This window comes from Emticicia agri (assembly GCF_004168285.1).
Classification (GTDB): Bacteria; Bacteroidota; Bacteroidia; order Cytophagales; family Spirosomataceae; genus Emticicia; species Emticicia agri.
The window spans coordinates 131631-145795 of sequence record NZ_SEWF01000010.1 but is presented as its reverse complement, the minus strand read 5'-3'; the positions used below and the strand labels follow the sequence as shown (position 1 = coordinate 145795).

At 37.5% G+C, this 14165-nt stretch carries 10 protein-coding genes and 1 tRNA gene; 5 read left to right on the top strand and 6 right to left on the bottom strand.

The window, feature by feature from the left end:
* Positions 1 to 43: 43 nt before the first annotated feature.
* The 4 genes from porU to recG form a co-directional block, all read right to left on the bottom strand.
* Complete coding sequence (porU, locus tag EWM59_RS09135) at positions 44 to 3478, bottom strand: type IX secretion system sortase PorU (protein WP_130020657.1); 3435 nt, start codon at positions 3476 to 3478, stop codon at positions 44 to 46.
* Between the two features lie 7 nt (positions 3479 to 3485).
* Entirely contained in the window at positions 3486 to 4196 is a 711-nt protein-coding gene (locus EWM59_RS09130; protein WP_130020656.1) for a SprT-like domain-containing protein, read from the bottom strand.
* Between the two features lie 56 nt (positions 4197 to 4252).
* Positions 4253 to 5116, bottom strand: coding sequence for an alpha/beta fold hydrolase (locus tag EWM59_RS09125; protein WP_130020655.1), 864 nt, complete (start codon positions 5114 to 5116; stop codon positions 4253 to 4255).
* Between the two features lie 237 nt (positions 5117 to 5353).
* Positions 5354 to 7459: an ATP-dependent DNA helicase RecG gene (gene recG, locus EWM59_RS09120; RefSeq protein ID WP_130020697.1), complete on the bottom strand. Its 2106-nt coding sequence runs from the start codon at positions 7457 to 7459 to the stop codon at positions 5354 to 5356.
* Positions 7460 to 7549: 90 nt separating this feature from the next.
* Here recG and EWM59_RS09115 point away from each other — a divergent pair.
* Positions 7550 to 7625 (top strand) — tRNA-His (locus EWM59_RS09115).
* Positions 7626 to 7702: 77 nt separating this feature from the next.
* On the opposite strand, the gene EWM59_RS09110 is transcribed toward EWM59_RS09115, so the two are convergent.
* Positions 7703 to 9637 carry an AIPR family protein gene (locus tag EWM59_RS09110; protein WP_130020654.1) on the bottom strand — a complete coding sequence of 645 codons (1935 nt, stop codon included), beginning with the start codon at positions 9635 to 9637 and terminating at the stop codon, positions 7703 to 7705.
* Between the two features lie 143 nt (positions 9638 to 9780).
* On the opposite strand from EWM59_RS09110, the gene EWM59_RS09105 reads away from it, so the two are divergent.
* The 4 genes from EWM59_RS09105 to EWM59_RS09090 all read left to right on the top strand — a co-directional run bounded on the left by EWM59_RS09105 (position 9781) and on the right by EWM59_RS09090 (position 13012).
* Positions 9781 to 10278: a hypothetical protein gene (locus EWM59_RS09105; RefSeq protein WP_130020653.1), complete on the top strand. Its 498-nt coding sequence runs from the start codon at positions 9781 to 9783 to the stop codon at positions 10276 to 10278.
* A 60-nt stretch (positions 10279 to 10338) separates the two neighbouring features.
* Positions 10339 to 11097: a GNAT family N-acetyltransferase gene (locus EWM59_RS09100; protein ID WP_130020652.1), complete on the top strand. Its 759-nt coding sequence runs from the start codon at positions 10339 to 10341 to the stop codon at positions 11095 to 11097.
* 63 nt (positions 11098 to 11160) lie between these two features.
* Entirely contained in the window at positions 11161 to 11904 is a 744-nt protein-coding gene (locus EWM59_RS09095) for a DUF1835 domain-containing protein (RefSeq protein ID WP_130020651.1), read from the top strand.
* A gap of 88 nt (positions 11905 to 11992) precedes the next feature.
* Entirely contained in the window at positions 11993 to 13012 is a 1020-nt protein-coding gene (locus EWM59_RS09090; protein ID WP_130020650.1) for a hypothetical protein, read from the top strand.
* Between the two features lie 143 nt (positions 13013 to 13155).
* Here the strand turns inward: EWM59_RS09090 and EWM59_RS09085 are convergent, their stop codons facing one another.
* Positions 13156 to 14136, bottom strand: a complete 981-nt coding sequence (locus tag EWM59_RS09085; protein WP_207219959.1) for an acyl-ACP desaturase — start codon at positions 14134 to 14136, stop codon at positions 13156 to 13158.
* Positions 14137 to 14165: the final 29 nt, after the last annotated feature.

Genomic DNA, 14165 nt, shown 5'->3' with positions numbered 1-14165 from the left:
GATTCTATTGATTTAAGGCACCAAATATAACAGATTTTCTTAGTTACTTCCAAAATACTAATTTTCCGGAGGCATAAGTTTTTATTCTATGGTCTAAAAATTTAGCAGAAATCCGGTAAAAGTATATGCCTACCGTTAGGTCTTGAGGGTCAATATTCATGCCAATATTCTGTGTGCTAAGGCATGAATAACATAACTCCGACTTCTCGAAAATTGTTCTGCCTGATTTGTCAAAAACCCTGATTTCAAACTCAATGTCTTCACCCTCAGCATTATGTTCAATAAGAAAACTGGTGGCTCCCTGAAAAGGATTAGGGTAATTGTATGCTTGCAATATCCTGAACTTTTCGTTCTCTACTATGAACTCTAACGACGCTTCCGAGGAATTATTATAGATGTCCCAGATTTTTAATTTAATGGTAAAGACCCCTGCCGGTAGCTTACCGAAAGCATATTTCAGAATGCCTTTTGTATAGTCCCCTTCACTCATAAAATACTGATTAGCAGTAATTTGCAAAGTGTCATTGAGCGTGAGAATCATTTCGTGCCCGATTCCGGCCTGCGATAAATTAATGCCGCTTTCGTCAGAGATTTTAGCTTCCAGTACATTGTTTTTATCTATAAATAGTTCAATTTCAGGGCCTTTGTTATCTGTACTTGCAGAGGCCTCACTACCTCCTATCAGAATCCTGTCAAAACTGCCGATGGCATCACTGCTGCTATCAGCCAGAACCGCATAACAATTGATTTTTCCTTGTCCTAATTGGTAATTAATGTCTTTCGGAACAATGAAATTAACCGAAAATACACCATTTTTTACAGCTACTTTCCCTTCAAAAATTTTATTCTGATAAATCTGATAAATAAATTTCTCAGTATTTTGCTTTTGTCCCAATGTACTTACGGTTGAAGGCTTATCAAAAACAGAAATAATGACATATCCATTAAAATCAGCTTTTAATTTATCAGACCCTGACTCTTGTATAACTCCTTCTATGTTTACTTTGGCTAATGCTTTTAAAGTCTGATTTTCAGGACTCTGGTTATTGATTTTTGTAATCGTTACTTTATCTGTCGGATACGCCAGTTTCATTGAAGGGTCGCCTAACAATGAAAAGTTACGATTATTGACACCACTTAATGAATTGTTTTTGGTATTTCTGAAAATATCGCCTAACCGCCAGTTGCCTGTCTGTTTCTCTAAGACGAAAGCTGAGTAAAATGCGTTGTTTAGCAATGAGTTTGTAGAAGAATAAACAGGACGTGTAGTAGTCAATAACCCTATGGCTCCACCTCTCGGGCTCAGCATCGCTATTTCTGCACCTGATACTACCGATGGGTCATCAAAACGACCGAAAGAGCAAGTAGCAGTAAGAAACAACGGCATATTGCTTAAATTTCTCCATGATTCAATCTGGTCTATCGTCAGAATTTTCTCTTCTGTCCAGCCATCAGGGCCGCCATGTCCGCTATAATTCACTATCAGGCTTCCTTCATTTACAGCTTTATTCAGGGTTTTATTGGCATCGGGTGCAATCGTGCCTGATGAAGTAGAAGTTTGCTTGAAATTATCTACGTAAATTTTGTTGATAAACAAGTTTTTATCTTGTGCATCTAATAAACCGGCAATTCTGTCGGCATCTTCCTGATGAATATTCCCGTCGCCATCGTCTGCTACAAAACTGATTTTCCCCCGCCAACGACCAATGGTTTTGTTGTTCCGGGCATAGTATATCAGCTTATCTACTACGTTTTTAGCATCTTCTACCGATTTAGCCGGGAGCCTGCCTACTCCAATATCCATTGTATGATTCCCCTGATGGTTTTCTGCCCATTCACCCTCATGGTTTTCAAGAAATCCGAAGTAATCATCAGATGAAAAACTGAAAATCGGATTCAGTGATTCACGGCTTTCGTAAGTTGGGATAGACAAATTCGGGTTTACGTAAGAAAACTGGTTATTGTTTTTGTAATCGTAAGTGGCATCGCCAAACAAAAGCAGATACTTAAACCTATTGGGGTTTTTTAACCATAAAAAACGGGCAAAATCACGGATAGCACTTATATCCGGCTTGCCGGAGGCAAATTCATTATACACTTCCTGAATAGTAACAACGGCCACAGATAGTTTATCGTTTGTTCTTCTGAATTCAGCCAACCTGTCTGCGTGTGCTTTCCATTCGGGTAAAGTAATAATCAGTAAATCAGGCACTTCTATTTCATGGAGGTTCTGATTGGCTATTAACTGAATAGTGTGGGGTTCTAAAAGATTTTTGTCAGAAAACAAAACAAATGTTTTCAAAATACCCTGAGTAGCTACGCCAAAGTTAGCTTCTGTACCAGTCAGGGTATAGGCTATATTGTCGGGTATTTGCGCATGACTCACATCCCATATTCTCGATTGTGCATGGGCTTGTGATACTTTAAATTGTGTGCTGGCATTGTTGAGGCTTTCTAACGACCTTACCAGCGTTTGCTTTTCATAAAATTGCAAAGCACGTTCAGACTGAATCTCAAAATAATTCAGGTAAGCAGTAGCCGATGACTGGTTGCCTTTGTTGTAGGTATAAGTTAGTTTAAGGGCATTTCCGGTTGGAATGTCTGAGGTAAAAGTAGAGGTATTTTCAATCCCTTTTATGTCATAAATCCCTTTAGCATCATATTGTCCTGCCCTTATTGGCGCAAATGTCAGGTTACCAACACTATTATTATTAAGTTTCAGGCTCAATTGCGTTGAAATATAAGCGGTTGCCACAGCCGAAGTAGTAATTTTTACGGCCGATCCGGGTACTAAACCTTCAATGGTCTGGTCGAAAGATTGTTCAGTATTAATGCCAAAAGCTTCTCCATACCATTCTCTGCCAGACCCGCTCAATTCTTTTGCTCCCGAACTTATCAGGTTTTTGCGGTCAAGTTCATGAAACCTGAAATCATCAAAAGTGCTGACGCTTTGAGATGCCTGCACAGTAGTACCATTTTTAACACGTAGCCCTTTGGTATCTGTCACAGTCAGGAAATAGAAAGTAGAATCTGAATAATAGTTGGTCTGATGGCTGAATCTTTGTTTGTTTTCGTCATAAAACACCGTATGCGGGCTTTCGGCATAGAAAATTATATAATCGTTATCATCAAACTTTCCATCGTTTTCCCCCGTTACCTCAATGGCATTTTCTATTAAATCATTCGTACGGGATTGGTTATTGGCTTGTGGTAACAAAGCACCCCCATTGCCATAGAGCCGGATATGTTGCGGATTAATTTTACTAAGGTCGATTCCTGCTTTTTTCAGAAAAGTTGCATTGATTTGATGAATACCTGTTTGCGTAGTGGCAATTTTGTACCACGTACCTTTGCTTAATACCGACGATTGCGCCCAAACAAACTGAGGAAGTATTAACCCAATAAAAAGCCATCTCCCGTATTGCAGAGAGGTGTGTATAAGATCAGATAGTGTTTTATTTGAGAAGTAAAGATTCATTCATTTGTTATATATCTACTAAATCGACCCTTGCGGTTGCCAGAATAGTATATCTTCTTTTACTGTTACGCTCCATGCACAATACACGGGTGCGACGTTTTTCTAAACGCTGAAATACAGCATTACGAAAGGTAAACCACTGATTATCGGCAACTTCTGCCAGCAAAATGCCGTTTTGTTGGGTCAAATCAAAACCTTGCAAAGCCCTTGCCAATGGCGCATAACTTACCGATGATGCCGCCGGATTACTCATGTAATGTGTGAGCGGAACAAGTATCGTTTCAGGAAAAACGTTCGGATTCATGATTGGTGTCATCAACAACTGGAAATTTTTTTTCCACTCCTTGCCATGTGGCTCAATTTTTCGGCGCAATTTACCTAACCAAGTCCTTTGATGAGCAATTTCATGAATATAGGTTATTACAAAAGCATAGTGGCTCAGGTCGTTATTAACAGTAATTTTATGTTGTCCGTCACGAAAAGTATAATTGCCAAAACAGGTGCTACGTGTACGGGTAATTTTAAAAGAAAAGGGTTGCTCTTTCCACAAGGTAAAACAATACTCTACTGCATGAGCGGGTACGTGCTTTGTGAGCATTTCGTGCATTTTTTTGGCTACTTCGGCAGTATAAGTATTCACCGGAGCAGAGGCTCCGGCTAAAGGGGGTTCTTGCTGAAAATTCTTTTTAACGATTTTAAATAACTCGGAAAGGGACATGGAAAACGCTTTTTATCAAAATTCAAATCTTTATTGTTTTGCTGACAATGCTTTTACTATCGTGCAATACTTTTTAAAATGGCCTGATTAATTAACTCAGGATTCGACCACGGAACAAAATGGTTCATGTCGTCTTTCAGCCATATTTCTACACTTTCGGCATTGACTAACATTCTTTTGGCAAATGCTGCATTTTTGGGGTGTACCAGCACATCTTTATTGCCTTGTATCACAATGCAGGGCTGCCTGATAGATTGCCATTGAGGCAACATTTCTTCTAATTCTTCTTTCAGATACAATATTTCATCGTTTGAGGCCCTGAAACTTTTAGGAATCATATACCTGACACCCACAAAATCCATTATATACCGATACCAACGGGTAGGCTCTAAAGTTGGGTCGATAGAGCCTGCTACAAAAATCAGATTATCCACCAACTCAGGGTAATCTATGGCCATTTTGGCTATAATGGGGCCACCTAATGAGTGCCCTATCAGGATTATTTTTTTTCCTTGTGCTTTGTATTTAACCACAATGGGTTTCAGATAAGCCACCTGTTTAGCTAAAGATTTTTCGCCATGCCCAAAGTCTGAATACCCAAAACCAATTCTATCTACCGAAACCATTTTTACTTTTTGTAGTAAAACCGAATCTTTCATAAAACCTGCAAAGGCACTCCACGAACCCGGCGAACCATGCACAAAAAAAGCAACGGGTAGAGAATCGTTACCAATTTCGGTATAATTAATGTCTTTGTCTAATACATGAATACGATGTTCTTTCGGAATGGTATGCCCTGCAAAATATTCTTTCATTTCCCGATTGTTCATTCTGAAAGACATACAGCCTGAAAAAAGCTGTGCTAATAGCAAAATACACAAGTAGCCAATAAAAACTTTAATAGTAAATTTTTGTAGCATTCAGGTATGTTTTAAGAGTATGTTTAAAAATTATGATTCGACCTACAAAGGCACCTTTTTTAGTTGTACCGCGTTGCATTTTTTCGATGTAGCTGCTGGCTACATCTGCAAAATGCGCCTTGTCCAGCTAAAAAACCTGTCCTTTTCGGTCAGAATAACAATGTTTAAACATACTCTAATTAGAAACAAAAACCAGCTATAAAATATTTCATGAAGTAGATTAAATTATGGGTTTATTTAGCTAATTCTGCTCCAGTTGGTTTCGTTATTCCGTAGATTCTGAATGTGGTGTCTGATAGGCGCATTTTCCGGACTTTGTATATCGGGGTCATTTTCTAAAATCTCCATAGCAGCTTCACGGGCATATTTCAATATTTCACCATCTTTGGCCAGGTCAGCTACTTTCAGGTCTAACATGCCGCTTTGTTGGGTACCTGCCATATCGCCCGGCCCTCTGAGCGATAAATCAACCTCCGAAATCTCAAAGCCATTGTTGGTTCTTACCATGGTTTCTATGCGTGTGCGGGTTTCTTTGCCTATTTTATATTCCGTCATCAGAATACAGTACGATTGCTCGGCACCTCGCCCAACCCGTCCTCTCAATTGGTGCAATTGCGATAGCCCGAAACGATTGGCACTTTCTATCACCATTACAGAGGCATTGGGTACATCAACCCCTACTTCAATCACTGTAGTAGCCACCAATATCTGTGTTTCTTTATTTTTGAAACGCTGCATTTCGTAATCTTTCTCTTTCCAGCCCATTTTACCATGTACAATGCTCAAAGCGTATTCGGGAAAAGCACGGGCTATGCTCTCATACCCATCCATCAGGTTTTTGAAAGAAAGGGTTTCAGATTCTTCAATCAGCGGATATACTACATAGACCTGCCTGCCTTTCATGATTTCACTTCTGAGAAACTCAAATACCCGCAAGCGGTCAGAATCGTATCGGTGAATAGTCTTGATAGGCTTACGTCCTGCGGGTAGTTCATCAATAACCGATACATCTAAATCTCCATACAGCGTCATGGCTAATGTACGGGGGATAGGGGTAGCTGTCATAACCAGTATATGAGGTCTGAAATTCTGGTTTTTCTCCCATAATTTGGCCCTTTGTGCTACCCCAAAACGGTGCTGCTCATCAATGATACATAGACCTAAATTCTTAAACTGTACATAGTCTTCGAGCAAGGCATGTGTACCCACCAGAATGTGAATACTTCCATCTTCTAATCCCTGAGAGATAGCCCGTCTTGCTTTTTTACCTACCGACCCGGTCAGTTCCGCAATCTTAATACCTATTAAATCAGCAAAGCGTTTAAGGTTTGTATAGTGCTGGTCAGATAGAATCTCGGTAGGAGCCATGAGACACGCCTGTGCGTTATTATCAATAGCCAACAACATAGTAATAAAGGCTACGATGGTTTTACCACTACCCACATCACCCTGCAATAAGCGGTTCATTTGTTTTCCCGAACGCAAATCTTCAAAAATCTCACGGATTACCTTTTTCTGCGCCCCTGTCAAATCAAAGGGTATATGGTGTTGATAGAACTCGGTCAGTAACTGGGTTTTGGTAAAAACCTGTCCGGCATAAGTTTCCCGGGTAATTAATTTCTGCTTAATCAGTCGAAACTGGTTGTAGAATAACTCTTCAAATTTCAGTCGTCTTTTAGCTTGCTTGAGTGCTTCAAAATTAAGTGGGATATGAATATGGTAAATAGCTTCCTGCTTGGAAATCAATCTGAATTTCTGAACCAGAGGTTTTGGTAGCGTTTCATGAATATGCTGTACAGCAGATTCGAGCAGCGTTTTCATCCAACGACTTATCTGCTTGCTATCTACGTATCGTTTACGGATTTTATCAGTCAGCGAATACACGGGTTGAAAATATCCGCCCCGTTCGTTTTCAGCGGTAAGTACATCCATTTCGGGGTGGCTTATCTGCCATCTGCCATTAAATGAAGTAGGTTTGCCATATACGATATAATCACCTTGCAGACGCAAGGTTTTTTCCAGAAAGGTAATACCCTGAAACCAACTCAGTTCCATAATGCCCGTGCCATCGGTAAACTGAGCAATTAATCTTTCTTTATGGCCTTCACCCATACGCTCCCAGGAGCGTAAACGCCCTTTGATTTGGGCACCGGGCATGGCTTCATTCAGTTCACTGATGCGATGAAACTCTGTACGGTCTTCGTGACGGAAAGGGTAATATTCAATTAAATCGCCGTAAGTGAAGATATTCAGTTCCTTATTGAGAAGTTCGGCTTTGGTTGGACCAACCCCCTTCAGGAATTCAATTTTTGTATCAAAAAAAGATGTTCTTCGCTCGCTCATAATCCCTAATTTAGTAGTAAGGGCAAAAATGAGCAAATTTTTTTTGATTTTTTATAAAAAGCCGTTACATTTGCAGTCCTTAAACAGGATGGAGGTCTTAGCTCAGTCGGTTAGAGCGTCGGATTGTGGTTCCGAAGGTCGTGGGTTCGAGCCCCATATTCCTCCCTTAGATGATTCCCCTTGAAACTTGGTTTTGAGGGGAATTTTTGGTTTTGAGGAGGATTTAGATTATTAGAAACTATCTCAAATTGATTTTTTTACAATGTCTTTTTTCTCAATATTTTTTGCCTGTGCCCCTTTTGGAGATTGAAAAATATCAAATAATAATTCAAGACCAGGAACTATCTCATTTATTTTAACTTTGCTTAGTTCTGTATAATGCACAAAAGTTTCATCTTCTGAGTTATTCACTTTGATAAATCCAAATCCTTTTTGAAAATTATAATATATAAGTTTGCCTTCTTTTTTAGCATTTGATATTGTAGGTAATAATTCTTCTGTAAAAGCACGTGTTAAGTATGCTTGTCTATTTAATACCTTAGTTTCTGCTAAAACAGATTCAAGTTTTAACTCTAATGATTTAAAGATTTTTAAAGCATTTTCTCTATCCCATAGAGCTTCCATTATCTTAGTACAGTATTTTTCATTGTCTTTGTTCCCAGATATATTAATTGGAACTTTTGCCCCAGCAACTTGTATCCTAAACATTAATAATAGATGATATTTAAACTTTTTTGAAGTATAATTTAATTTATTCTCTCTAAAAAGTTCTTCTATAACGTTTATTGCTAAACCACTAGTATAATAAGGGAAAAGAGAATGGTTATCAAGAAATAAGCGATTACTATATGAATTAAGAAGTTCTCCAAAATACCGTTGGGTACTTTGAGGCTCATTTAAAAACATTGCTATGTATGATGCAATTTGAGTTGATAGTCCAATTATTTTTTCACTTTTTGCTTTAGCTCCAAAATATTGTCTCGAACGTCTTTCATAGTAAAGCCTTTTGTTTACATCTTTCTCAAAAGTTAAATAAAATTCTTCGAGCTTTTTGTGAAATGGCTTCAATATTTCAAAAGCTTCATTTTTTACTTCAGTTTGGCTATTTGTTGCTCTAATGATGTCGTTTATAGTGTCATCATCTGTAGTTACTATTAACTTTAAAGGAACAAAAATACTCGGTTCTAAACTGGTTTTCATGTGATGAAGAACATGAGATGTTTGACATCCATTTACAATTTGGAATTCTGATATTTTAAAAGCACTACCAACTTTATTTAGAGTTTTAGCTACTATTGTGATTCCATTATTTAATAATACAAATTTATCGTTTGCATTTTTTCTTTCAATTGTAGTTTTTATTCCAGTATTAACTTTATTAAAACCTTGAAAATCTCTAACATTATCGTAAAAAATAGTTTTTATTAACTCTCCGTCATCATCACTCGTAACTTTTACTAATTCAGTAACTGGTAATATTCCTAGATACGATTCTGTTACTTTATCCATTTTTGGAAGAATAGTATGCTTTTCAAATATAATCTCTTTAGTAATTTTATTTTTTATTTCTCTATAAAGGGATTTTAATTTATCTCCATCGACAGGTATAAATTTTACATCGCTAAATAAATCCAAAGATTTTAAATCTTGAATACCTGAATTAATTATAGTGGTTAAGTTAATATCTCCTAACCATTTACCAGTTGTTGCATAATAAAGTTTTAACGATGGACTTTTCTCCATCTTAATACTATTTTTATATATATAATTTTTTAAGTCTCTTAAATTCAATAAATCATCTTCGAATAGCAATTCACCATCTTTATAAAATTCTTTTACAGAGGCAATAAATGTCATTATGTCCCCCATATCGAATGACTCAGAAGTTTTAGATTGTATAAAATTAAATTCAACATCTAGTAAATCTGCATCTTGTATAAAATAATCAACTTCTTCTTGGGAAGTAACTAAATGATTATTAGTCATTATTGCTAATCCATCAATTCCGGGATTTCTTGTCCCCCCAACATTTATTTTATCTAATGAAGATCTATCAGGATAAATTTTTGAGATTAATACATAATTAACATAATGTTCAAATAATTTAGATTTATCAATTTTTTCATAATTGAATTCAGTTTTAAAATCTTCTATGAAGCTTTCAATTATTTTGTCCATATTTTATATTATAAATTTTATTCAACAATAATAATTACATATTTTCTTTTGAACAAAAAAATTATTATTTGGTACTTATTAAGAAATAATTGAATTAACTCCCACATTTTTTCAATAAATTGCTACATCAGACTATTTCTGCCATGCAAAAACTCAAGAAACCTTTTTTGATAGTCATTCTGTTGGCACTTTGTGGGTATGCTACCTATGAAAAAATGCAGACCCTTGCCATTGTGGCTATTATATTATTGATACTGGTTTTGTATATTGAAGTAGTAAAACGTTTTGCCGATTTATTATTTGCCTTGGCTTCCAAGACCCGACAGGCACGCATAGGTGAGGTGGAGTTTAACATACACGACCCATTAAAACAGGCTATCATAGAAAACATTGAAATAGATAAAAGTTGGGCAAAGGCTATTTTTGCAGAATTGAGTTCTTCACATATCGGATTACTCCTGGCTATCAGTAAGGCAGGGAAATTCAAATGCCAAAACAATATAAAAAATACACTAAGAGATTTGCGGGCAAAGGGATTATTGGAACACAATAAACCGAGCATGACCGATTCGGATACTGTCTGGCTCACCGATTTTGGAACCGAATTGGTACAAATCATTACTACCTCTACAAAAAAGTAAGGATATAGGCACAATAAAAACAGGCTTGATTCAATTATTGTGTTTTATCAATATTCACACATGAACTTCAAAGCCGCCAAAGTTAGCTTACAGGATATTCTGCCCTACCGGGATTTGTATCTGCAGGAAATGAACCGACAAATCAGATACAATGCCTGTCACCAACGTGGCTGGTCAGATTCCTATCTTCTCTATGCCGACGAGATAATCATTGGTTATGGCGCTGTAAAAGGGCAGGAGATTGCAGACAGAGATACTATTTTTGAGTTTTACCTGTTACCTCTGTATCAGCATCTGGCTACCCGTATTTTTGCTGTACTGGCACACGTATCTGAAGCAAAATACATTGAGCCGCAAAGCAATGCTTTATTGCTCACAACGATGCTGTATGAATTTGGTACGAATATCAGGGCAGAAGCTATTTTATTTGAAGATGATAGAGTTACCCGATTATCAGTACCAGATGTTGTTTTTCGGTCGAAAGAAGAGTATGAAAGCACATTTGGCAAAAAGGTAGAAGATGGCAGTGGCTTTGTGTTGGAGAAAGGCGGAGAGGTGATAGGTTCGGGAGATTTTTTATTGCATTATAACAAACCTTTTGCAGATTTGTATATGGAAGTAGCCGAGGGCCACAGAAACAAGGGTTTAGGGGCATATCTGATACAGGAATTAAAAAAGGTATGTTATTTAGCAGGAAGAATACCGGCGGCTCGTTGTAATATTAATAACAAAGCCTCCAAAGCTACTTTATTGAAAGGCGGGCTACGGGTATCGGGGTGTATGTTGTTAGGGGAAGTGAAAAGACAAGAAAGCAACTAATATTAATCACCGCAGCAGCGGCCGCTCATTCATTCAATCGCTCATTCACTAAATTCTTTTACCATGACTTATAACATTTTAAACGGCGATTCATTAGCCTATTCATTCCACGAAGCGGGCATAGCAGGAGAAGTAGTAGTATGCAGAGAAGCCCTGATTGATGGCAATCTATCAGGAGATACGCTGACCGAATTCTGGCAAAACAGAGCCCAAAGTTTAGAGGTTAGTTTAGAAGAATATGAATCGTATTCAGTAGTTGAGTTTAATAAAATCCTCAATGCACCCAATAACTCAACCTTCCATCTCTGGTTTGGATATGATTTGTTTTGTCAGGCTAATACATGGTTTGTATTGTCGTTGATTGATAGTTTAGCGATTGATAAAGAAGTATTTATGGTTTATCCGACCTTTCTGGCAGAGGCAGACATCTGGAAAGAATTCGGACGAGCCGATGGAGAAGATTTAAAAATCAGTTTCTCCAATAAGGTTCGCTTTGAAGAAGAAGATTTTCAGTTGGCAAGAGAATTATGGCAAGCCTACAAGAATCAGGATTTACTTACTTTGTCGCAATTAGCTGAAAGAAAATCGGCTTGCTTTCCGTATTTAAAAGTAGCCTGTCAGGCGCATATTGAGCGTTTTGCAGCACACGGAGAACTAAGCAGACCGGAACGTGTATTGACAGCTATTCTGCAAAAAGGAGAAACTGATTTCTACAAGGTTTTTAGTAAATTCAGCCAACAAGAGGGTGTTTATGGTTTTGGAGACTCACAACTAAAACCTATTTATGATAAACTGGTTACACAATAAAGGATTTATAATTTAAAGAAAAAACCTGCTTGACTTTTGATGAGTTTTTGCTGTTTTTATTAATTTCGTTTACAAATATTTATTCTGTATGCTTAAAACGTTAATTTTAATTGGTTTTTCTTCTGTAGCTGTTGCGCAAGGTTTCAAACAAAACGTGATAGGAGACTGGATAAAAGAAGATATTCGTTTAAAAGACGGAAGCCCGATTTTAGATAAGGCTGTCAGAGATATTCAATTGCGCTATATTTTTCAGAAAGACGGCACATCACGGGTGGTTTATGATGGTAGAACCGGAGACAGACCTTATAGGGTTAAACATGATACGCTTATTGTAGGGACAGATACTTTTTATAAGATAGAACAGGCAAGCGATATTAAACTGGTTTTACAACAAATTACAGCTGACTCGTCGGCAAATGCGCTGAAAATTATTCTTACTCCTGCGCATTTGTATCACATAGGTTTCATGCCGGAGAAATACCGTACCAAAGGCGGCGATACTATCTATGTCTATAAACCCAATTACCTGGAACCTTTCTTTATGGATGCAGAAATGAATGCCAGCCAGTATATTTCAGAGAATTTTGATTTTCCTGAATATAGGACAGGTGATTTCTATACACGGTTTATTATTACAAAAAACGGAGAAGTAAAAGGCATTGAGATTCTGAGAACTACCAGCGACCGCTATAATAATAAACTGATTGCTGCTATCAAGAAATCGGAAGGAAAATGGAGACCTGCCATGTGGGAAGGGCAACCTGTAAATGTGGAGGTAATGATGGGCTTTGATTTAGGGTGGACAGAGAAACAGGCTGAAAGAACCTCTTCTACCACAGAACAATCAGATGAAGAAAAAATACAGGAATCGAATGAATTTCTGGCAGAGGGAAAATATAACCTTACGCTGAAAAACTACAACGAAGCTATCAGGAATTATACGTGGAGTCTGGATAAAAATCCGCTGAATATTGATGCGTATTATGGCAGAGCCAGTGCCTATGCCATGAAAAAAGACACCAAAAAAATGTGCGAAGATTTACTACAACTCAAAAACCTGCAACAAGCCAAAGGCACAGAGTTGTGGAATAAGTTTTGTAATAAGTGAGTGAGTATATATGTCTTGAACTGTGATTGAACTGATTTAAGGATTTCACTGATGATAAGTACTTTGATGATTTTTGGACATAATCATTAAAATCAAATCAATCAGTTCAATCACAGTTCAAGACAACAATCACTCAATTGTTTTTACGAGGCTATCCAACTGAACTCATATTCTAACGTAGGTACTTTTGTACGTTCAGCTACCCTTCTTAATCGGTTTGGCAAAGCCATCAGGTAATCTCTGGCACGTTCGCCTGCATCATTCAGATTGGTTATACCTGATATCTTCCATTCGTCTAATAACGACTCCATAATTTCAATATAGTCGATAGTGGTATAAACACCTAATCGTTGTGCAGCATCAGAAAAGTGTGAGAAAGTCTGGCCTATTTTTACTCCTGATTCCCGCAGAAAGTGTGCAGGCATCACGATTTTCTTTTTCATCATATCTTCAAAGGCCAGCATCATTTCTGAGGGGTCAACTTCAAAGATATTACTGATAAAAGTTTTGTAGGCTTTAGCATGGCGCATCTCATCAGAAGCAATTACCCCGCACATCTTAGACAATAAATTATTATTGTACTTTTTTGCTAAAGTTGCCGTACGACGGTGCGAAATATTGGTAGCTAACTCCTGAAAAGACGTATATACAAAATTCCGGTAAGGGTCCCGGCCTGTACCAATATCAAAACCATCAGCAATCAGGTATTGGGTTGATGTTTCCATCGCCCGCATATTTACCCGACCCGACAGATATAAGAACTTATTCAATAAGTCTCCATGACGGTTTTCTTCGGCGGTCCATCCTCGTACCCATTTGGCCCAACCGTTTGGTTCATCAACCTGGTCAATCCCCACTACATCTACTAACCAGGATTCGTAGGTAGGTAAGGCTTCTTCTGTGATAGTATCACCAATTAATACAGCTATATAGTCATATGGCAGTTCTCTGGCATTCTCTTGTATTAGCTTTACTTCTTGAAAAAAGTTTTCGTTTGTTGCGTCAGGAAGAAAGTCTGAAGGTTGCCAATTAGTCTCGATGGGTTTCAGAAATTCGTCAAAAAAATAATCAATTTTTTGTCCGACAAATTTCATCACCTCTAATCTTAAATTGGATAATTCCATGATAATGTCTTTTAAAGCTCGTTTATTTA